The 22102-nt window shown below is 63.5% G+C and carries 19 protein-coding genes; all 19 read right to left on the bottom strand.

Going from position 1 to position 22102, the window contains the following annotated elements:
• Positions 1-6: 6 nt before the first annotated feature.
• The 19 genes from Q1A53_RS19430 to Q1A53_RS19340 all read right to left on the bottom strand — a co-directional run bounded on the left by Q1A53_RS19430 (position 7) and on the right by Q1A53_RS19340 (position 21904).
• Positions 7-882 (bottom strand): amidohydrolase family protein, encoded by an 876-nt coding sequence (locus Q1A53_RS19430; protein WP_299969648.1) that lies wholly within the window; start codon positions 880-882, stop codon positions 7-9.
• Positions 882-1976, bottom strand: coding sequence for a VWA domain-containing protein (locus tag Q1A53_RS19425; protein WP_299969647.1), 1095 nt, complete (start codon positions 1974-1976; stop codon positions 882-884). Before Q1A53_RS19425 ends, Q1A53_RS19430 begins: the two co-directional genes overlap by 1 nt.
• Entirely contained in the window at positions 1973-2848 is an 876-nt protein-coding gene (locus Q1A53_RS19420) for a MoxR family ATPase (RefSeq protein ID WP_299969646.1), read from the bottom strand. The genes Q1A53_RS19425 and Q1A53_RS19420 overlap by 4 nt, the downstream gene beginning before the upstream one ends.
• Positions 2849-2856: 8 nt before the next feature.
• Positions 2857-3879 carry a molybdopterin cofactor-binding domain-containing protein gene (locus Q1A53_RS19415; protein WP_299969645.1) on the bottom strand — a complete coding sequence of 341 codons (1023 nt, stop codon included), beginning with the start codon at positions 3877-3879 and terminating at the stop codon, positions 2857-2859.
• Position 3880: 1 nt separating this feature from the next.
• A complete protein-coding gene (locus Q1A53_RS19410; protein WP_299969644.1) occupies positions 3881-5755 on the bottom strand; it encodes a molybdopterin cofactor-binding domain-containing protein in 1875 nt (624 codons plus the stop codon).
• A complete protein-coding gene (locus tag Q1A53_RS19405) occupies positions 5755-6252 on the bottom strand; it encodes a (2Fe-2S)-binding protein (protein ID WP_299969643.1) in 498 nt (165 codons plus the stop codon). Before Q1A53_RS19405 ends, Q1A53_RS19410 begins: the two co-directional genes overlap by 1 nt.
• Positions 6252-7031 (bottom strand): FAD binding domain-containing protein, encoded by a 780-nt coding sequence (locus Q1A53_RS19400; RefSeq protein ID WP_299969642.1) that lies wholly within the window; start codon positions 7029-7031, stop codon positions 6252-6254. Before Q1A53_RS19400 ends, Q1A53_RS19405 begins: the two co-directional genes overlap by 1 nt.
• Positions 7032-7475 (bottom strand): SRPBCC family protein, encoded by a 444-nt coding sequence (locus tag Q1A53_RS19395; RefSeq protein ID WP_299969641.1) that lies wholly within the window; start codon positions 7473-7475, stop codon positions 7032-7034.
• Positions 7476-7477: 2 nt separating this feature from the next.
• Positions 7478-7915 (bottom strand): SRPBCC family protein, encoded by a 438-nt coding sequence (locus Q1A53_RS19390; RefSeq protein ID WP_299969640.1) that lies wholly within the window; start codon positions 7913-7915, stop codon positions 7478-7480.
• Positions 7915-11091 carry a flotillin family protein gene (locus Q1A53_RS19385; protein WP_299969639.1) on the bottom strand — a complete coding sequence of 1059 codons (3177 nt, stop codon included), beginning with the start codon at positions 11089-11091 and terminating at the stop codon, positions 7915-7917. Before Q1A53_RS19385 ends, Q1A53_RS19390 begins: the two co-directional genes overlap by 1 nt.
• Before the next feature lie 24 nt (positions 11092-11115).
• Positions 11116-11940, bottom strand: coding sequence for a phosphoenolpyruvate hydrolase family protein (locus Q1A53_RS19380; protein WP_299969638.1), 825 nt, complete (start codon positions 11938-11940; stop codon positions 11116-11118).
• Positions 11941-11943: 3 nt separating this feature from the next.
• On the bottom strand, positions 11944-14082 hold the full coding sequence (locus tag Q1A53_RS19375) for an ABC transporter permease (protein WP_299969637.1): 2139 nt from the start codon (positions 14080-14082) through the stop codon (positions 11944-11946).
• The gene (locus Q1A53_RS19370) at positions 14075-14872 is read right to left on the bottom strand and encodes an ABC transporter ATP-binding protein (protein WP_299969636.1); all 798 of its coding nucleotides are present in this window, start codon (positions 14870-14872) and stop codon (positions 14075-14077) included. Before Q1A53_RS19370 ends, Q1A53_RS19375 begins: the two co-directional genes overlap by 8 nt.
• Positions 14869-15939 (bottom strand): branched-chain amino acid ABC transporter permease, encoded by a 1071-nt coding sequence (locus tag Q1A53_RS19365; RefSeq protein ID WP_299969635.1) that lies wholly within the window; start codon positions 15937-15939, stop codon positions 14869-14871. The genes Q1A53_RS19370 and Q1A53_RS19365 overlap by 4 nt, the downstream gene beginning before the upstream one ends.
• 4 nt (positions 15940-15943) lie before the next feature.
• A complete protein-coding gene (locus Q1A53_RS19360) occupies positions 15944-16957 on the bottom strand; it encodes a branched-chain amino acid ABC transporter permease (protein ID WP_299969634.1) in 1014 nt (337 codons plus the stop codon).
• 127 nt (positions 16958-17084) lie between these two features.
• Entirely contained in the window at positions 17085-17927 is an 843-nt protein-coding gene (locus Q1A53_RS19355) for an AraC family transcriptional regulator (protein WP_299969632.1), read from the bottom strand.
• A gap of 176 nt (positions 17928-18103) precedes the next feature.
• A complete protein-coding gene (locus Q1A53_RS19350; protein WP_299969630.1) occupies positions 18104-19534 on the bottom strand; it encodes an aldehyde dehydrogenase family protein in 1431 nt (476 codons plus the stop codon).
• A gap of 7 nt (positions 19535-19541) precedes the next feature.
• Positions 19542-20567 (bottom strand): iron-containing alcohol dehydrogenase, encoded by a 1026-nt coding sequence (locus Q1A53_RS19345; protein ID WP_299969628.1) that lies wholly within the window; start codon positions 20565-20567, stop codon positions 19542-19544.
• An 80-nt stretch (positions 20568-20647) separates the two neighbouring features.
• Entirely contained in the window at positions 20648-21904 is a 1257-nt protein-coding gene (locus Q1A53_RS19340) for an ABC transporter substrate-binding protein (RefSeq protein ID WP_299969626.1), read from the bottom strand.
• Positions 21905-22102 lie beyond the last annotated feature (198 nt).

The raw sequence follows: 22102 nt of genomic DNA, 5'->3' as shown, positions 1-22102 counted from the left end.
AGTGCGTCACAGCCGGTACACGCGGGCTGCGGTATCATGGAAAATCGCCGATCTCTGAGCGTCGGGCAGATCCCGTGTGGCGTCCTGAAAGGCGTTGAAAAGCTCAAGGTAGCTGGTCCAGAGCTTTTCGATCGGATAGTTCGAGCCATAAAGGCAGCGGTCCGCGCCAAAGATCGCGACAGTGTCCGGCACCATCTGCGCGATGAATGCCCGGTCATTGCGGTGGATAAATGTGCCAAAGGCCGACAGCTTGCTGACAACATTGGGACAGGCCGCGAGCCGTTTCATGCCCTCCGTCCAAAGCTCGTGCCCGGCGTCCGAGGTGTCTTCTTTCATCCCGGCGTGTTGCAGGATGAACGTCACCCCGGGGCAGGCCTGTGCCAGTTCAGCCGCGCCCGCCATCTGCCCCGCAAAGACCTGCAGATCAAAGCTCCAGCCATAGTCGGCCAGCCTGGCCACGTTTCTTTGTACGGCCGGATTGCGGCACAGATCCGGGTCCTGCGCAAAGCGGTAGAGCGGGTTCTCGTGCCAGTGAAACTGTTGCCGGATGCCCCGCATCAAAGGGTATTTCCTCAGCCGGTCCAGCTGTGGGCGCACGTCATCGCCGGTGAAATCCGCGTAGCCAACGATCCCCTCAATCGTGCCATGGGCCTCTGCCTGCGCCTGCACCCATGCGACCTCATCCTCGAACCGGTCTGGTGCCCAGTTGGCCTGTACGTAGACGGATTTGGTGATACCGGTCCCCGCCAGATCCGCCAGAAACTCGCGCGTGGTGTAGTCGCGCATGATCGCCCGGTAGGGGCCAAAGATGCGCGGCTGTTCCGGGCCCATGAGCCACGGCAGATCCTGTTGCAGCCAGATATGATGGTGCGCGTCAATCATCAGAGCCTCGCCATGGTGAGGATATGATCCGTGACCGCGGCGATGCTGTCGCCATCACCAAGATGATCGAGCACCGGCAGCACCGCGCTCAGCCCCTCGGTCCGTGGCAGGTAGTCGGGATCAGCGGCCAGCGGGGTCAGCCAATCCACCCGCCAGGCCGTGCGCGACAGACGGCGCACAGCGTCGATCATGGCCGCCGGATCTCCCCGCTCCAGCCCGTCCGACAGCACGATCACGGCAGCCCCTCGGGCAAACCCGGCGTACCGCGGTACCGCCAGATAGGCCCCGAGCGCGTCGCCGATCCGTGTGCCGCCGTCAAAATCCGCGATTGCCTGACTGGCGCGGGACAGTGCCTGCGCCGGGTCATCCGGTTTGAGCGACTGCGTGATCCGTGTCAGACGCGTGCCCAGCGTGAACACCTCGGCGCGATCCGCCGTCTGCACCACCGCATGGGCCAGACGCAAAAGGTCCTCTGATCGCTCCTTCATCGAGCCCGAGACATCAATCAGCACCACAACCCGACGCTGCCGCATCACCCGCCGTGTCTGCAGCAGGCGGATCACCTCGCCGTCGCGTTTCGCGGCCTCGCGCAGCGTGCGCCGCATGTCCATCCTATCGCCGTTCTTTGCCCGCCGCCGCCGATAGGACATCCGTCGGGGCAAAGCGCGCGCGCCTTCGCGCAGCAACCGGTGCAGCGCCTCGGATCCGCCTCGGCTCAACTGCCGCTGGCTCAGTTTTTCGGCCCCGGTTGGTTCGGCCCCGATGGGGCTGTCGTCGGTATCTGCCTCCACCTCGACGTGCTCGGACCGGGGCTCATAGGCGTCGAGTTCGTCTTCGTCGTCGCCATCGGCGGGGGCCTGGATCACCTGGTCCAGAAACACTGCCCGAAAGAGCGCGTCATATTCCGCCACCCGCTCCGGCTGGATCGCAAAGAGCGCACGGCCCGACCGGTAGATGTCCGTCATGTCGCGCGGGCCCAAAAGCCCGACAGAGGCGATGAAATCCGTGGTCTGATCAGGCGACACCGGATAGCCCGCACCGCGCAGCGCCTGCGCAAACCGCAGGAACGGATCCAGTGCGCGCGGGGCCGTCATGCGGCCTCTCCCGGCAGGACAGTGGACAGACGATCGGCCATGTAGGTCAGGTCGTCGTGATCCTTCAGCGCTACCCCGATAGAGCGGCGGAATGCCTCGGGCCAGCGCGCGCCCTGTGCATTCAGCAAGGTCGCCGCCTCGGCCCACTCAACGGTTTCGGCGACACCGGGCGGTTTTGCCAGCGGCTCGGCCCGCAGGTGGCCGACGCTTGCCACAACTGCGCGGGCCGTTGCCTCCGCCACCGAACTGGCGCGGGTCATCACGATCTGCGCCTCCAAAGCGGCATCCGGGTAGTCAATCCAGTGGTAGACACAGCGCCGGCGCAAGGCCTCATGCAAATCGCGGGTCCGGTTTGACGTCAGGACAACCACCGGCGCCTGCGTTGCGCGCACCGTGCCTGTTTCGGGGATCGAGATCGTGAAATCCGACAGGAACTCCAGCAGAAATGCCTCGAACTCATGATCGGCACGGTCGATCTCGTCGATCAGCAGCAAAGAGGCCGTCGGGTTGCGCAGAACCTCCAGCAGAGGGCGTTCCAGCAGGAAATCCTCCGAGTAGAGGTTCAGATAGTCTTCACCGGCCTGACGGATGGCGAGCATCTGACGCGGGTAGTTCCATTCGTAAAGGGCGGCGGCCGCATCAATCCCCTCGAAACACTGCAGCCGCACCACATTGCGCCCCAGCACCCCGCCAAGCGCCTTTGCTGCTTCGGTCTTCCCCACGCCGGGCGCCCCTTCCAACAGCAAGGGTTTGCCAAGCGCCAGTGCCAGATAGCCGGAGGTCGCCAGTGCATCATCCGCCAGATACTGCGCGTCGGTCAGCGCTTTTTGCAGAGCAGCGGGATCGCCGATCCCGGCAATATTCGGGGTCACCACCATCGCTAACGGATGCCCTGCGGACGGGCGCCGCCATTGGCACGGATGCCCTTGAGCACCTTTTCCGGCGTGATCGGCAACTGGTCACAGCGCACACCGACCGCGTTATAGACCGCATTGGCCACCGCAGGCAGCACCGGATTCGCGCACATCTCGCCGGGACCCTTGCCACCGAAAGGAGCGTCTTCTGCCGGACGTTCCAGCACGGCCACGTGATGCGGAACGATCTGGCCGGGACCCGGTTGCAGATAGGTGTTGAAATCCTCCGGCCCGTGGTCCCGCTGCGGATAATAAGGTTCGGTGGTTTCATAAAGCGCGTGGCTGACCCCCATCCACGCGCCCCCGATAAGCTGCTGCTCCACCAGTTTCGGGTTCAGCGCGCGGCCCACCTCATAGGCGGAGTTGATCTCGGTCACCTCGACCTCTCCGGTCTCGTCATCGACCTCAAGATCAACCACCAGTGCTGCATGCGCAAAGCAGGTAACCGGTGTCATGTCACCGGTGTCCGGATCCGCCTCGTTGGGCGGCACCAGAAAGATGCCCCGGCCCGACAGGGTCCGCCCCTGTTTGAACTGCGCGGCAATCGCCGTCTCCGCCACCGTGATCGAGCGCCCGGGAGCCCCCTTGACGTGGATGTTGCCTGCACCGTCGGTATCGAGATCGCTGGCGTTGACCTCCAGCTCTTCGGCGGCGGCCTCCATCATCTGCTTGCGCGCCTCGGCCGCGGCCCGGATCACTGCGTTGCCAACGCGGTGCGTCCCGCGCGAGGCAAAGGATCCCATGCAATGGGGCCCGGTATCGCTATCGGCTGTATCCACATAGACATCCTCCACCGGCACCCCGAGCGTCTCGGAGGCGATCTGCCGGGTGACGGACTTCATCCCCTGCCCCAGATCAATCGACGACAGCGCCACCATGAACTTGCCGTCCGGCGTGGAATGCACCAGCGCCTGCGACGGATCACCGCCGAGGTTCATACCGATGGGATAGTTGATACAGGCGAACCCGCGCCCTTTGTGAATGGTCATCTCAGCGTTTCCTGAAACCGGAGGTGAAGGGCGAAGACCCGGGTCGCCGGATCCCGCGAGAGAATTTTTCGGCTGGCGCATAGGCGGCCGGTTTCTCTGGTGCCGGGACAGGTGGGGCCGCCTGCGGGTCTGGCGCGGCAGGTTGTGCCGGGTTTGCGGCTGGCACTGTCGGCGTGCTGGCCCCAGGTGCGGGCGGAGTAGCAATCGGTGGCGCGGGCGGTGCTGCCGTTGGCCTGGCGGGAGCGGCCACCGGTGCTGCGGGTGCAGGTGTCGCCGCAGGCGTTGGTGAGCCCATCCTGTGCCCGATCCGCTCTGCGTCAATCTGCATATCCGGGTTCTGGACCGGAGCGCCCTTGTGGGTCTCGCCGTGGATTCCCGCGGCCACCCGCCGCGTGGGCTGCGGGCTGGGTGCGGTGTGCGCCACCCGACCCTGCCGCCGCTCTCCGATCCGGCCTTCCTCGTCGACCGCTGTCTCAGGGATCGCAGCGCGCTCTGGAGTTCCGCCACCGGCGCGCGAGGACTGCGCCGCAGCCTCCGCCGAGATGGGCCACGCCGCCTTGCCTGCGGCTACCTGACAGCATTCGATCAGGGCCGTGTTCTTGGCCGCTCGTCGGTGCGCCTTCATGTCGCCATCGCGGTAGGCATTCAGGATGCGCAGCTCGATCGGGTTCATGCCAACGGCCTCTGCCACCCGGTCCATGTGACACTCGATAGCGAAATCCGCCGCCGTGATCCCAAACCCGCGCATCGCTGTCGCGGGGGTGCGATTGGTGATGCAGCAGTAGACGTTCGATGCCACGTTGGGGATCGAGTACGGTCCCGGCAAATGCCCTGTCGCCTTGACAATCGCATAGGGCGACAGGCGCATGTAGGCACCGCTGTCAAAGAAGCCGGTGAACTCCCGCGCGATGATGCGCCCGTCATTCATCACCCCGTCCTTGATCCGCCAGCGTTCGCCGCCGCGCGGGGCACCCACCTGCATTTCCTCATAGCGGTCCCAGGCGAATTTCACCGGCTTTCCGGTGACCATCGCCCCCAGAACAGCGGTGGGCTCGACAATGGAATCGACCTTCCCGCCAAAGCCGCCCCCCGCCGTGCCGCCGATGAAATGCAGCCGCGACGAGGCCACATTCAAAAGCTTCGCCGTCGTGCCCAGCGAAAAGAATAGCGCCTGCGTGTTTGTGTGGCAGACATAGCGGTCATTGGTCTCAGGGGCCGCGATGGCACCGCAGGTCTCGATTGGGGCCTGCTCGATCGGTGACATCTGATATTCGGCCTCGACAATGTGATCGGCGCGGGCAAAGCCTGCATTCACATCGCCAAACCGCAGCTTTTGATGGTCGTATTTCTCGTGATAATCAAAAGTGTTGTTGGGATAGACGTCGTTGATCACCGGCGCCCCCGGCGCGATGGCCTCTTCGACATCCAGCACATGCGGCAGCACGGTGTAATCGACGCGCACCTTGGCCACGGCATCCCGCGCCTGCCGTTCGGTATCGGCGATCACCCATGCAACGGTTTCGCCTAGGTAACGCACCTTGGTCGCAGCACAAAGCGGCTCATCATCCCGCCCGAAGTTGATCAGGGACAAGAGTGTGTTGAGATTGTGCGGCACATCCCGCGCGGTCAGCACCTTCCGCACCCCCGGCATGGTTTCTGCGGCGGAGGTGTCCATCGACCGGATCTCCGCGTGATGATGCGGCGCGCGTACCGCCCGCATATGCAGCAGCCCGTCAAAGAGGTGGTCGTCGTAGTAGGGTGTGCGCCCGGTCACATGCCCCAGAATGTCCTGGCGGATCGTCGGCTTGCCGATCTCCTTGAGGGTGTCGCCCCGCTCATCGGCGAAAAGGTCTTTGCGAAACTCGACAGATGACATCAGCGCACCCCCTGTTGTGCCGGGCGGCCCTGCATTTCAGCCGCCGCGGTAAGGATCGCATCCACGATCGGCTCATACCCGGTACAGCGGCACAGATTGCCCGAAATTGCCTCAATCACCTGATCACGGGTCGGATCGGGTGTCTGGTCGAGCAAGGATTTCGCCGCCATCAACATGCCCGATGTACAAAATCCGCATTGCGCTGCGAAGCCTTCGATAAACGCCTTTTGCAGAGGATGCAGATCCGGCCCACCGGCCAGACCAGAGGTGGTCTCCACATGCCGACCCTGCACGGTTTCAGCCAGCGTCAGACAGCTGAGATGCGGCACGCCGTCGATCAGCACCGTACAGGCCCCGCAGGTGCCCTGCGCGCAGCCTTGCTTTGGGGTCAGGTCCCCTGCCCCGCGCCGCAGTACATCCACGAGCGCAGCTCCGGGGTCGACGAAAAGCGCCGCTTCCGCATCATTGAGGGTGAAGGTCACGGGTGTCTTGGCCATCAGTCGCTCGCTCCGCTGTCCAGCATCCGGCGCAGATGCACCGCCGCCACTTCCCGCCGGTACCAGGCGGAGGCCAGCGCATCATCAGCGGGCGCCAGCCCTTCTGTGCAGACGCTGCACGCCGCCGAAATCGCCGCCTCCGAGAGCCCACCGGCAAGCGCGCGTTCCGCGGCCCGCGCCCGGGTCGGTGCAGGGCCCATGTTGCCGAAGACAACGCGCGGGTCACCGCTGCGCAGGCACCCCGCGAGGCTCATGACCGATACGCCCTTGGGCTTCACCCGGCTGACCTTTCGGAAGTAAAACGTGCCGGGCTGAGGCCGTGGCAGGCTGACCGCTTCCACTAGCCCCCGCAGGTGTCCGCGCTCTGCCAGAAACCGCTCCATCGGTTGGGCCTGCCCGCCGGACATCACGACTTGGGCATCCAGCGCGAGCAGCGCCACGGCCAGATCGCCGTAAGGGTTCTGTGCAAAGAGATTGCCGCCCAGGGTTGCCATGTTTCGGATCGCCGGACCGCCGATCTGGCGCGCAACCGGGTGCAGAAAACGGACCTCAGAACTTGCCAAAAGATCGGCCATGGTGGTGCCCGCACCGATGCGCAAGCCCTGAACATCGCCGCGCACGCCCCGTTCGGGCTGCAGGGCGCGGACGATGCGGTGAAAGCTCTGATCACCGTAGTTGACCTGCCGCATCACGATGGTGCCACCGCCCAGATAGCGCGCACCTTCGCCCAGGCTGGCCGCCGCCTCGGCCATCGTCTGACAGGTTTGAACCTCAACCATCTATGCCTCCAGTCCCATCTCGGCCCGGATCGCATCGAACCCCGCCTGATAGATGCCCGCGCCTACCAGCTCGGTCATCTCCTCTTTCTCTTCGGGGCGGGTGTCGAACCGCCCTTCCCATTGCCAATAGGTGTGATCGACATCCGTGACCGGAATGAGCCGCACATGGCTGACGTAGTTGAAGAGCGGCACGGGCGTCTCCAGCAAGCAGTAGGAATAGGCCGCATCCGCATCCGACAGCGCCAGCAACTGCTCGCGCAGCTCCGACCCATCCTCCAGCCGGAACCGACGTATGCAGCCGACCCGATCCGCGGGCTGGCCGCGCTCAATCTGGCTGGTGGCGATGGCGGGGTGCCAGCTGTCATGCCCGTTGAAATCGCGCAATATCTCCCAGATCGCTTCGACCGGTGCCTTCAGGATCGTACTGCGCAGCACATGCACCATGTTCAGCCCCCGAAATGCCGTTTCAGCGCGTCGAACCCGCCCTGAAACACATTGGTCGCAATCCCGTTCTGCAGATCGCTGGCATTGGCCGGATCACAGTCGAACTCCGCTGACCATTCCGCAAAGCATCGCCCGCCGTCCGTGACCGGGGTCAACCGCAGCGTCGCCATGTAGTCCCACAGCGGCATCGGACCTTCGAGCATGGTGTAGCTGTAGAAGAGATCGTAATCAGACAGACCCACCAACTGCTCGCGAATATTGTCACCACTCTGCAGGTGGAAATTCCGGATGCAGCCGATCTTGTCTCCGGGCAGCGCATCCTCGATCCGGCTATCGCGGATCCGCGGGTGCCACTTGGCCAGCCCGTTGAAATCGCGCACCCGCTCCCAGACGGCGGAGGCTTCGGCGTTGATCACCGAGGAGACAAAAACGCGCGCCATCACTTGCCGCCCTTCGGCGCGTTCTTCGATGCCTGAGCCCGGGCGATCTCGGAGGTTGCGCGGGTCATGTCACTGGCATTGCGGAAGATGTCGGATTTCGACACGTTGCCGCCGTCGATGCCAATATCGTTGAGCAGGCTGTCGACAAAAGGCGCCTGCACCCGGTAACGCAGGGCCGAATTCATCACCTCATCCGTCGGGCTGCCTCCGCCCCCACCGCCGCCACCGGAGCCCCCTGCTCCATTGCCACCATTGGCCCAGTCGAGACCCTGTGTGCCCGAGCCACCCAGCTGCATGATCTTGATGTCATTGATCTTCTCGAGCGGCTTGGCCGAGGCGGTCACGATGCCTTCGACGTGCTCCAGCATCTTGCGCTTGAAGAGGCTGTGACGTGCCTCATCCGTCAGCACGTTCTCCGCCTCGTTGATCAGACGCGCGGCCTCCGCCTCTACAGCCGCACGGATCTTGTCGGCCTCCGCCGTGATCCGGTTGCGCTCGGCTTCCAACTCGGCGGCTGTCACGCCAACCGTTTTGGCACGGTTCGCGATCTCGGTTTCTTCTGCCGTCTTGGCTTTCTCGGCGGCTTCGACCGCACGGGCGCGGGCATTTTCGGCCTCCACGGCAGCCGCGCTCTCATCCAGCGACTTCTGATAGAGCGCAATGGCCTTTTCCATGCCTGCCTCTTCGATGGCTTTCTCCCGCTCGATCTCCAGTCGCCGACGTTCGGTCTGATGCCCGATGCGTGCATCGTCGAGCCCCCGCTCGGAGGCGATCTGCGCGCGCTCCACTTCTTCGCGGCTGGCGATTTCGGCCTCGCGCAGCACCTGAACGCGCGCGATCTCCAGCTGCTCCACGACCTTTTTGCGCTCCAGCTTTTTCGCATCCAGCTCCTGATCGGCCAGGATCTTCTCGGCATCCACCGTCTTTTCCTTGGCCACCCGGGCGGCCTCGATGGCCTCATCGGCGGCAATCTGGGCTGCATCCAGTGCAGTGTTGCGCGCGATCTCGAGGTTGCGGATCCGCTCGTCCCGCGCGATCTTTTCAGCGGTGGTCTCTGCCTCTTTTTCTATCCGTTGTTGCTCTACCAGACGGCGGCTCGAAATCTCAGCCGCCTCGATAGCCTCCTGCTTTTCGATCTCGCGTGACCGGACTTCCGCGTCCCGCGCGATCTCAGCAGCCCGTGTCTTGGTATCCTCGGCAATCTTGGCGGCCTTGACGATCTCGGTTGCCTTGGCGTTGGCCAGATCAACAGCTCTGTTGCGCGCAATCTCGCGTTCGCGCATGTCCTGCTCGTATGCGATCCGCTCTGCTGCGAGCTTTTTCTCCTTGGCGATGCGTTTGGCCTCGACAGCCTCCGCCTTGGCGGTTTCGGCGAGTTCAATCGCCTGCTCGCGCGCCAGATCCCGCTCCCGCGTCCGTTCCTCGTTTTCAATCCGTTCCACAGCGGTCCGGGCTTCCGTGGCGATCCGGGTCTTGTCGACCGCCTCACAGCTGGCAATCGCTGCCTGATCCAACGCTTCGTTGCGTGTGATCTCCGCTGCACGCACCCGCTCTTCCTGCGCGATCCGCTCTCTCTCCGTCACTTCCGATGCGGCGATTTCCATGACGCGGACGTCCTTGTCCGACGCGATCCGCTCCGCCGACAGGGCCTTTTCGCGGGCAATCCGCGCCGCCTCAATCGCCTGATCCGAAGCGATTTGGGCCGCATCGAGCGCCTCGCGCCGCCTAATCTCCAGCTCTTTGGTCTCCTTGTCGGAACTGATGCGTTCGGCGCTGACAGTCTTCTCCTGCGCAATGCGCAGCTTGTCCGCGGCCTCACGTGCGGCGATCTCGGCTTCTTCGACAGCGAGGTTGCGCGCAATCTCGCGCTCCCGCGTTTCCCGCTCCAGGGTGATACGCGCTTCTGTGACTGCGTTTTCCTGCGCAATTCGCGCTTTTTCGATGACTTCGCGAGCGGAGATTTCCGCCTCATCAATTGTCCTCTTGCGCTCAATCTCCTGCGACTGGGTTTCGCGATCCTTGGCGATGCGCGCTTCGGTCAAGGTCTTTTCCTGCGCGATGCGCGCTTTCTCCACTGCTTCACGCGCGGCGATGTCAGCGCTTTCGGTGTCTTTGGTGGTCTTGATGCGCGTCTCCGTCAGGGTCTTTTCCTGGGCGATGCGTGCTTTCTCGATGGTCTCGCGGGTGGCGATTTCAGCGGCGTCAATGACCTGCTGGCGCTCGATCTCCTGCTGGCGGATGGTCCGCTCCGACGCGATGCGCGCCTGCGCGATATGCTCCTCGTTCGAGATGCGCGCGGTCTCGATTGCTTCGCGGCTCAGAAGGGTCGCCTGTTCAGCCTCCTTTTCCCGTTCGGAGCGTTCGCGCGCCAGCTCAGCCCGCTGCTGCGCCCGTCGGAATTCGATCTCGCGTTCCTGTTCCAGACGCGCGGCCTCGCTCTCCCGCTCGATGTCGAGGCTCTCTTTTTCCGCCTCCAGGTTGCGCGTGCGGATCTTTAGCATCGTGTCCTGTTCGATGTCGTTGCGCAGCTTGCGGCGTTCCTCGACGGCGGCGATCACACTTGTCAGACCCTCTGCATCGAACCGGTTGGAGGGGTTGAAATACTCGATCTCCGTCTGGTCGATGTCCAGAATGGCGACGCTTTCCAGATCCAGCCCGTTCTTGTCGAGCCCCGCCTGCGCCACTTCGATCACGCGGGCCACGTAGTCTCCGCGCTGCTCGTGCAGCTCCTCCATGCTCATCTCAGCCGCGACGGTGCGCAGCGCGGAGATGAATTTACCGTTGAGCAACTGGTGGATCCGCTCCGGTTCCAGCGTCCGGCGGCCCAGCGTCGCGGCAGCCAGCGTTACCGCCTCCTTCGATTGCCCGACGCGGACATAGAATGTCGCCTCGACATCAATCCGCATCCGGTCACGGGTGATCAGCGCGTCCCCCTTTTCACGCACCAGATGCAGATCGAGGGAGTTCATGTTCACCGGCGTGATGTCATGGATGATCGGCCAGACGAAGGCGCCACCGTCGATCACTACTTTCTCGCCCAGAAATCCGGTGCGCACAAAGGAGATTTCCTTGGTCGAGCGGCGATAGAGCCAGTTCATCACCCAGTAGAGGATGAACACCACGATCACGGCCACAATCAGCCACAGGATCAATTGTCCAATCAGTTCACCGGTCATATCGGTTGCTCCTCCCCGGTCGCTTCAGCGGCCGATCTCCTTGAATTTTCTGGTCTGCTCGGTCAGCGCGATCTCGGTCGGTAAGCGCTCCATGGAGGAAGCGCCATAAAAGCCGTGACAGTATTGCGTGTTCTTCAGGACAAAGGCGGCGTCTTCGGGCATCGCGACCGGCCCGCCGTGCACCAGAACGATGGCATCGGGATTCACATCGAGCGCCGCCTTGCCCCAGGCGTCGGTGAGCGCGGGTGCCTCTTGCAGCGTGCAACCGGTCTCCGCCCCGATGGCGCCGCCCGTGGTCAGCCCCAGATGGACCACTATGATGTCCGCACCTGCTGCGGCCATGGCGCGCGCGTCCTTTTCGCTGAAGACATAAGGCGTGGTCAGCAGGCCCTTTTTATGCGCTGCCGCGATCATATCGACCTCCAGCTGGTAGGACATGCCCGTCTCTTCGAGGTTGGCCCGGAAATTGCCGTCGATCAGCCCCACGGTCGGAAAGTTCTGTACGCCGGAGAAGCCCGCGTCCTTCACCTGATCGAGGAACTTGTCCATCAGTCGGAAGGGATCGGAGGCGCAGACACCGGCGAGCACCGGGGTCTTGCTGACCACCGGCAACACCTCGCCCGCCATCTCCATGACCACGCCGTTGGCATCCCCATACGGCATCAGCCCGGCAAGCGAGCCGCGGCCAGCCATACGGTAGCGTCCGGAATTGTAGATGACGATCAGGTCGATCCCGCCTGCCTCTTCGCATTTGGCGCTGAGCCCGGTGCCAGCGCCGCCGCCGATGATCGGCTCGCCCGCGTCGCGCATGGCGCGGAATTTCTGCATCAGTTGGTCGCGGTCAAACATGGCTCAGGCTCTCTTCTGGCTGGTCGGGCGGGCGTGAAAGGACCGGAAGGTCCGGATCACAAGCTCCGCAAATTCGGGGTCGTTGATATTGTGTGGTACGCGCACAAGCTGGCGATTGGCCGTTTGGCGCACGGTTGCTTCCAGCGCATCAAAGAGCGCCTTGTCCGCCGGCGGATCCCAAAACGGCATGCCCGGCGCATCCAGTGCAGACACGCCGCCCTCGGGCAGGAAGAACCGCACCACACCATTCATCTGGTTGAGCTTTTCGCCAATGAAACGCCCCATCTCGGCGTTCTCCTCCGGCGTGGTGCGCATCAGGGTGATCTGCGGATTATGCTCGTAGAAAAGCCGCCCCTGATACTGCGCAGGCACGGTTTCGGGGGCGTTGAAATTCACCATATCCAGCGCGCCGCAAGCACCGATGTAGGGCCGCCCGTCGGCGATCATCGCGTCAAACCGCGTCTCGTCGGCGGCAAAGACACCACCCGCGACCATGTCACAAACCTCGGTGGTGGTCAGATCCAGCACTGCCTCCAGCATACCGGAGGACAGCAGCTTCTCCATCGAGCGGCCACCGGTGCCCGTGGCGTGAAACACCAGACAATCGTAGTCGGTCTCAAGCTGCGCCGTGACCTGTTGCACGCAGGGCGTCGTCACCCCGAACATGGTCAACCCGATGGCCGGTTTATCCTCTGCAGGCGCGCTGCTCTGGCGGCTCTTGGCCATCGCGGCCACGGCATGGGCCGCATTGCCCAGCACCTGCCGCGTGATCGAGTTCAGCCCCTGCACGTCCGCCACGGAATGCATCATCGTGATGTCAGAAGGTCCGACATATTGCTCGGTGTTGCCACTGGCCACGGTCGATACGATCACCTTGGGCACACCCACCGGTGGCACCCGAAAGCCCGGCGCCACAAGTGCTGTGCCGCCCGATCCGCCTGCCCCGATCAACCCGGCGATGTCGCCCCGCTGCTGAACCCACCGCTCGAAGGCGATTGTCATGCCCGCCACCGCCGACCCACGATCCCCGGTAAAGACGCCCGCCGACCCCCGCGGGTGAAACGCCGCAACGGCCTGCGGTGTTACCTTGGCGCCGGACGGCTTGCCGGAGGTGGACAGATCCACCAACGCCACGCGCACGCCAGCCGTCTTGATAATATCCCGCATGAATCGCAGCTCGGCGCCCTTTGTGTCCAGCGTGCCGCACACGTAGACGATCCCGTTGCGCCCCTGATCTGGTCGAGGCGTACTCTCGGGCCGGACATCGGGACCGGCTGCGGTCACGGTGCGGGCGGCCCGAGCGATCACCTGCACCGGCACCGGCGGCATCCAGCGGGTGGGCACAACCGGGTTGGAGAGATAGATCCGTGACACAGCGGCGTTGGTGGGGATTTCAGCGGGGGCCGCATCCGCCTCATCGGGGGTCTCGTCATGGGCGTGCCGCCCGACGCCCAGAAGCGCCTGCTGCAAGTCACGATCCGCGGCCAGCACGCCCGCGTCCATGACCCGGTTGACCTTGCCATTGACCATAATGGCCACATCCTCGGCCACAGAGGTCGCCACGCCGATATTCTGCTCAATCACCAGCACGTCAATCTCGCCCTCGCGGCCGAGCTGAACCAGCATGTCGGCCACCTGATTCACGATCACCGGGGCCAGACCCTCGGTAGGCTCATCCATGACCAGCAGCTTGGGGTTCAGCAGCAGGGCGCGGCTGATCGCCAGCATCTGCTGCTCGCCGCCCGACAACTGCGCACCGCCATTGCCCTTACGCTCGGCCAGACGCGGGAAGACGGAATAGATCCGGTCTGGCGTCCACGGGCCGCTCTTGGTCGCAACCAGCCGCAGATGCTCATCCACGGTCAGCGACTTCCAAAGCCTGCGCCCCTGCGGTACGTATCCGATGCCTGCGCGCGCAATCTCGGCTGGCGTCATGCCCGCAAGGCTCTGCCCGTTGAAGCTGATCGACCCCGACCGCACCGGCACCAGCCCCATGATGGCCTTGCAGAGGGTCGTCTTGCCCATGCCATTACGGCCCACCACCGACAGTACGCCGTGATCCAGCGTCAGGTTCACCCCCTGCAAGGCGTGGCTCTGCCCGTAAAAGACATTGAGGTCGCGAACGTCGAGCGTTTTACTCATCCTCGCCACCCCCAAGATACAGCGCCTGCACTTCGGGATCGTCCTCGATCTCCGCCGGTTTGCCCTCTTTGAAGATGCGCCCGTTGTGCATCATGGTGACCTGGTCCGAGACGCGCAGCGCCACATCCATGTCATGCTCGATGATGATGTAGCCAACATGCCCCGGCAGCCCGGTCAGGATCTTGACCAGCTCCGCGCGCTCGGTTGGCGACAGGCCCGCGGCGGGCTCGTCGAAAAGAATAAACCGCGGCGCGCCCGACAGCGCCATGGCGATCTCCAACTGGCGCTGCTGGCCATAGCTCAGATCGCTGACGGAGGTGTGGCGCACATCCGCCAGATTGACGGTCGATACCAACTCCTCCGCGGTTTGCATCAGCGCGTCGGACTTGCGGGGCCGCTTGAAGGAAAACCGCCCGCGCGACACCCCGCGGCAGGCAAGATAGACGTTGTCCAGCACGCTCAGGCCGTTAAAGAGCAGCGAAATCTGGTAGGTCCGGCGCAGGCCCCGGCGAATGCGTTCCTGTGCGGGGAAAACGGTGATGTCCTCGCCGAAAAACCGGATGGCGCCGGTGGTGGGCGGGAAATCCCCGGTGATGCAGTTGAAGAGCGTGGTCTTGCCCGCGCCGTTCGAGCCCAGCACCGCACGCCGCTCGCCCGGGCGGACCATCATGTTGATGCCGCCCAAAGCCTCCAGCGCGCCGAACTTTTTCGACACGTTCCGCAATTCCAGCGCATAGCCTGCGCCGCCCTGTGCGCTCGTGGATCCGGCCATGGTGGCGGTGTCCCTCATAGCGGGTCCCTCCCGCGGTCCTGGCCCGTCAGCGGATCGCGGTTGCGGGACGCGCGGAGCTTCTCCCACAGGCCCAGCACGCCATCGGGTGAAAAGAACACGATCACCAGAAATCCCAGCCCGATCACCAGCTGAAAGCGCTCCCCCGCGAGACCGAGGCTGAGCAGGAAATCCACCGCAAAGGTCTTGAGAATGACGTAGATGAAAGCCCCGATGAACGGACCGATTGGATGGCGAAGACCACCGATGACCGCGATGATGAGGATGTCGATGGCCGGACCGATGCCCACCGTGCCGGGCGAGATCTGGCTCGACTGCCAAGTCAGCAATATGCCCCCCACCCCGGCCAGACAGCCCGCAAAAGCGTAGGCCGCGACCCGGTGCGCCGTCACATTGTAGCCCAACGCCGCCATGCGGCGCGGATTGTCGCGGACGCCCTGCAGGCTCAGCCCGAACGGTGCGCGGCTGATATAGAGCACCAGCGCATAGGCCAGCACGGCGAAGCCGAGCGTCAGATAGTAAAACGCGTAGGGTCCGCGCCAGTCCACCCCAAACAGCTGCGGCGGCAGCACGGAGTTGAACCCCTGAAACCCGTTGAAGAGGTCATAATTCTGCCGGGTGAAATAGAAAAAGGCAGCCGCAATCGCCAGCGTGATCATGATGGTATAGATGCCTTCGGTGCGCACAGCCAACCAGCCGACCAGCGTGGCAAAGAGCGTCGTCAGCAGCAGCGCCAGGGGGATTGCGATCCACCACGGCCAGCCCTGCGAGATCGTCGCGATGGCGCTGTCTCCGAAAATCGCCATCATGTAGCCCGCGAACCCCGCAAAGGCCATCTGCGCGAGGCTCACCATGCCGCCATAGCCTGCGAGAAACATCAGGCTCAGCGATATGATCCCGAGGATGAACGTCCATCCCATGATCTGGAACATCACGAAGGGGCTCACAAAGGCCGGGATGACCAGCAAAAGCACGCTCAGCACCCAGTAGGCGGGGGGCACCCGTTCGACCCATGTACCGCCATTGCGGGGGCGGCTCCGTGCCAGATCGGGGGTCACGTCCACCACCGCCTCAGCCCTCCGAGCCCATCAGGCCCTGTGGCCGGAACGCCAGCACGACAACCATGATGAGGAAGGTCAGAACCACCGCATACGTCGGGAAATAGACAGACCCGAACTGCTCGGCCAAGCCAATCAGCAACGCGCCCAGAGCCGCGCCGGGGATAGACCCCATGCCACCCACGATCACCACCACCAGCGAGGCGAGAAGAAATCGGATGTCCTCTCCCGGGGCGACCGACTGGAAGGTCCCGCCCACCACACCCGCGATGCCAGCAAGCCCCGCGCCAAAGGCAAAGACCCCGACAAAGACGATCTGGATACGTGCGCCGGTGGCCTGCAGCATGTCACGGTCATCGACGCCCGCGCGGATCATCATGCCGATCCGTGTGCGGTTCAGCGCCAGCCACATGGCCACGCCCACCACGACCGCCGCGATAAAGATCACGATCCGCACCATCGGATACTTCATATAGACCAGATCACCGGAGCGCTTGACTGTGGTGACCAGAAAAGTCTCCACCGGGCCGCTGAGCCATGAGGGCGGCGAAATGTTGAAAAAGTCCCCTCCGAAGCCCCAGAGCATCAGATCAGCCATCACGATCGAAATGCCAATGGTCACAAGGGTCTGGCGCAGGTCCTGCCCTTCCATTCGTCGGAACACCAGTACTTGCAGCAGCACCCCGCAGAACCCCACGACCACAAAGGCCACCGGGAAGGCCAGCAGCCAGTACCCGGTGATATCGGCCGTGTGGAACCCGATGTATCCGCCCAGCAGGTAGAGCGTTCCGTGCGCGAGGTTCACGTTGCGCATCAGCCCGAAGATCAGCGTAAAGCCACTGGCCACAAGGAAATAGAGCCCCCCCAGCGTGATGCCGTTGAAAAGCGCGGCGAGGAACACTTTCTTTCTGCCGATCACGTCGACCAGACCGGGCGGCCATATGGCAAAAATCAGCCACAACAGGATCACGACGACCAGCGCAATCAGCGCGGTCCAGACGGGATGCGTATTGGCGAACCGCCTCACGCCCCGACCCCTATCATCGGCGGGCTTTTCAAATCTGACCTCCCTGGTGCCCTCGACGGGTACTCTCTCGGGGGTCAGCTTAGGGCAAGGGTGCAGACCCGGGCGTACCCAATAGTCTGCTCGGTTTTCACATCATCGGAAAAGCGCCGCTGGTCACATGCGCAACCCGGCGATATTCCGACGGGGCGATGCCCACATTGCTTGAAAAAAACCGGGTAAAGCTCGCCTGGCTGGAAAAGCCCAGATCAAAGGCGATGTCCGTTACTGATTTCTCTGTTTGTAGCAGCTCTTCGATCGCCCGCTCGGACCGCAGCGTGTTCATGTACACATTCGGCGTGACACCCATGTACTGCTTGAAGAGCTTGAAGAAATGCGGACGCGACAGCCCTACGGACCGGGCCATATGCTCCATGTCCATATCCTGCCCCATCTTTTCCTGGATCAGCCGCAACGACCGACGCACCCGGAAATCGCTGAACCGGTCATAGGTCTTGCTGCGCAACGTCGCCGCATCATTGCGCCAGGACAGATCAAAGCTCTCGCGGGTCAGACCAAACAGCAGCTGGTCAAACCCGGTCTGATCCTCGTCATCCAGAAGCAGTGCCGTCAGCCTGTTCACCAGGCCGCGCATCTCCTGGGTGAGTTCCAGATCGCTGCGCCCGAATTTCAGCGCAAACTCAGCCGAGGTGCTGTTTTCGAGAAACCACATCGGCTTGATGTAGAGCACCAGACAGATGTTGTGACCGTCTTCGGTGACCTCGAATCCATGCGGCTCCCACGGGCTGATGGCGGCTGCCTTGCCCGGCGAGATATCGACCACCTGATCCCCGGTCGGAACCCGTGCCGGGTTGCCGTCTACGTGGAAAATCAGATGCCCCTCGCGGTGCGCGTGTGTGATGATGGCCTTGTTAAGATTGTAGAGCGCGGCACGGCCGAATTCACCGTGGCACACTGCGATTGCCTGACTCATTGCTCTGATCCTCCCAGTCAAAGCAGCGCCGAGCACCGGAAGATCGGGCAGCGGCGGTGGTCACTCATCGGGGCACGAAAGGCAAGGACCTGACAAGTCTCGGGGACCAAAAATCAGACTTGAGGGTATCCCGGCGCCCGCCTGCAAAGCACCCGAAGCCCCGCCAGCGACACTCTTCAGGGCCGCGTGTAGGCCGTCTTGACCACCGTGAAGAACTCCGCCGCATGGCTTCCCTGTTCGCGCGGCCCGAAACTCGACGCTTTGCGCCCGCCGAAGGGCACGTGATAGTCCACGCCGGCGGTTGGCAGGTTGACCATAACCATTCCCACCTGGGCTTTGCGCTTGAAATCGCTGGCATATTTCAGACTGGTGGTACAGATCCCGCCGCTGAGACCGAAGGGCGTGTCATTTGCCATCGCCAGCGCTGCCTCGTAATCCTCTACCGCGATGACAGAGGCGACAGGGCCAAAAACCTCCTCGCGGTTGATCTGCATGTCGGGGTGGGTCTCGGTGATCAGCGCGGGTTGCAGAAAGTACCCTTCTGTCTGCAATCGCACGGTGTCTCCGCCCGCGCGCAAAACACCGCCCTGACGCCGGGCGGTGGCGATGTAGTCGATGTCTTGGGACAGTTGAATCGAATCGACCACAGGACCGATTTGCGTGTTTTCCGCCAGCGCAGGGCCCACCCGCAGCTGCGACACACGCTCGGCCAGTGCTGCGACAAACCGGTCATGGATACCGCGCGTCACGATCAGACGGGAGGAGGCCGTGCACCGCTGCCCGGTCGAATAGAAGGCGCCATCCAGCGCACAGTCCACCGCCACATCGAGATCCGCATCATCCAGCACCACCAACGGGTTTTTCCCGCCCATCTCAAGCTGCACCTTGCGCATCAAAGGTAGGCTGGCGGCTGCCACACGTGCGCCCGTGACCTGTGATCCGGTGAAGGTAATCGCATCGACACGGGCATCCTCCAGCATGGTCTGGCCGACAACCGCGCCCTTTCCCATCACCAGATTGAGCACACCCGGGGGCATGCCCGCCCGGTGGAGGATATCGACCAAGGCCCAAGCGCAACCGGGTACCAGTTCCGCCGGTTTGAAAACCACCGTGTTGCCGTGACACAACGCCGGTGCGATTTTCCACGCGGGGATTGCGATGGGGAAATTCCACGGCGTGATGACCCCGATAACGCCCACCGGTTCGCGCGTGACATCGACCTGCACACCGGGGCGCACAGACTCCCTCAGCTCGCCGCGCTGCCGCAGCGCCTCGCCCGCGAAAAACAACATGATATGCCCTGCACGGGTTACCTCGCCGCGGGCCTCGGCCAGTATCTTGCCTTCCTCCCGCGCCAGCAGGGTGGCCAGTTCCTCGCAGCGCGTCAGGATTTCGTCGCCCGCGCGGTGCAGAATATCGTGCCGTTGCTGCGGTGTGCTCAATGACCAGGCGGGAAAGGCCTCGGCAGCGGCGGCAATGGCCGCTTCGGTTTCTGCCCGACCCGCCTGCGCATAGACGTCGATTACATCCATGATGTCGGACGGGTTGATGTTTTCAACACCGTGGCCCGTGGCCTCCCACTTTCCGTTGATCAAATTCGGTTTCATATCCGTCCTAATACACCGCTGCCAGCACATCGCAGGTAGCCTCAAAGCTAAGCCCGGTCTTGTCCTGCGTGCGTTGCGCCACCTGCTGCAGGGTCGCTCGTTCGACACCCATATCCGACAGGCTCGCTGCGAGCGGCGCCCCCGCCAATACATCCTCCATCGCATCGCCAAGGTCGGCCTGCCCCCGGCCCAGCAGCTTGAGCAACATGTCCGCCCGGTCGGCGCTGACGCTGCCCCGCCGGATGATCTCTGGCAACAGCAGGCGCGCCATATCCGGCACTTCCAGCCCGCGCTGCTCCCGCGCCAGGGCATCGGCGAGGGTAAGCGCCGGGCCCACGCCCTTTTCCTGAGACAGCGACGCATTCAGGCTCGCCGCCATCATATCCCGTTGCAGATCAAGGCCACCGGCGCCCCGCCGGGCGCTGTTGATCCGCGGCAACATGCCCAAGGACCGCCCTACCCCATCCAGCGCCATACCATCGGCAGGCGGATTGAAAGACTGCGCCAGGTAAGATTCCACACAACGGACAAGGCTCAGCACGACGCTGCGCCACGACTGGCCCGGGTCCGCATTCAGCGTCAACGTCGGGTCGCAGATCAGCACCGTCGGCAGCCCCGCGCGCCAGGTCTCCAGATTGCGCGTGCAGGGTCCGGGCAGACCGTCAACACCCGGAATGGCATAAAGCGCCGGGCGCGTCCCGGTCACCTGGGTCAGCGCGAACCGGCACTTGCGGGCCAGCTCGATCGCCCGCGCGGACCCAAACGCAATCAGCGCATCGGGCGTATTGCGCAGATCAATCGCCGTGCGGGCCAGATCTCGCAGATCGCTCTTTTCGTCGAACAACAAACTCTGAACGGCCGTCTTGCCGGGCACCCCTTCCCGGACACGAAAGGAGAACTCGCTCTCATTCAGTTCACTGCGGCAGATCAGCAGCGGTGCGGCGACACCCGCGCGCTCCAGTTCAGAGTGCAAAGCTTCCTGCATCACGTCGTCCGCAAAGTGAACGCGTGTGGGATAGGTGATGAGCGTCATGGCTCCCGCCCCGGGGTGAGATGTTGTGTAAGACGGACCTGTCCGGGCAACACGATCCGGCCCGGACAGATCCAACCCCCTCAGTAGGAGGATTTGCACTCGGGCGTGTCACGCCCCGGCAGACCGATTGCGGTGAAGGCCGCCTTGTCGATGCCCAGCGTCTGGTTCACATCATCGACCTTTTTGACCATCTGAGTGGCCAACGTGCCGTCATCCAGTTCAATCACTTCGGAGACGAAATTGGCGCCGATGGCCTGGCGGTTTTCATCCAGGGTGATCTTGCCGTTGGGCGCGTCCAGTTCCAGCGTGCTCAGGCAGTCCCGGAAGGCCGCGTGGCCATCGCTCAGATCGCCGTTCACGTTGTCCATGCACTGCGCCATGGCCGTGGTCGCGTTATAGTACCCGGTGGCCAGCAGCGACGGGGACGGAAACCGCTGATCGGGCGGGAAGGTATCCTGGTAGGCCTTCACATAGGACTGCCATTTTGGATCGTCCCAGGTGTCAGCCTGCGGGCCTGCGGACGGCACGCCGATCAACGCATCCTTGGCAGAACCTTCAGACGACAGGACCGTCCCGTCCACCATGATCGAGCCGCCGATCAGGTTGGCATCACCACCCGCCTGCTGGTACTGGTTGAGGAAGTTGACCGCGTCACCGCCCCCGAGCCCCAGATAGATCGCGTCCACATCGTCGGGCAGCGCCGCGATGATCGAGCCGAAATCCTTGGTGCCCAGCGGGACCCAGAGCCGCTCCGTCACTTCACCGCCCGCGGCACAGAACTCTGTCGTGAAGCCGAAGACCTGGGTGTAGATAAAGGAATAGTCCTCGCCGACGGTGGCGACGGTCTCATAGCCCTTCTCATTGAAGGCATAGTCGCCCAGACCGACCGACCACTGCGCCCCATCGGTGTTGAACCGAAAGAAGTTCTCCGACGGGGTGACGAATGTCGTCTCCATCGCGCCGGAGATGCCATTGATAAAGGTCACACCCGGCTGGGTCTTGGAATAGTCCCGGATCGCGATCCCCTCGGACCCAGACAGTGGCCCCAGGATGATATCGACGCCATCCTGCTCGACCAGCTTGCGCGCCCCGCGCAGGGCTGAATCCGGTGACGCATCGGTGGACTGGATGATCAGCTCGATCTCGCGGCCGCCGACTGTATCGCCGATCTGCGCCAATGCCGTGCGCATCCCGCGAACGCCGTCTTCGCCCAAGGCCGTATAGGTTCCTTCGAGTGTGGCCAGAACGCCAATCTTGACGGCCTCGGCCTGCGCGGCGGTCGCACCGGCGCTCATCAGCGCGGCAACCGATAGTGTACCAAGCAATGTCTTCTTCATGAAGTTCTCCTCCCGTTCATGTTGATCCCCCAGAGCGGCCTTTGGAAAGGCGCATCGGGCGTGGCATAATCGTGCCCCATGGCAGGCTGATCCCGGATCACGACAAGTGCGGCTGCGTACCCGGTCGTCTCTTTTTTGGGGACCGACGCCCGCTGCCGGGCACACCGGAGAACCCTACCCCACCACATGATTTCATTG

Origin of the sequence: uncultured Roseobacter sp., from assembly GCF_947496515.1 — a bacterium.
Lineage (GTDB): Bacteria > Pseudomonadota > Alphaproteobacteria > Rhodobacterales > Rhodobacteraceae > Roseobacter.
Note: the sequence above shows the minus strand (reverse complement) of the source record. Positions and strands in the feature narration are given on the sequence as shown.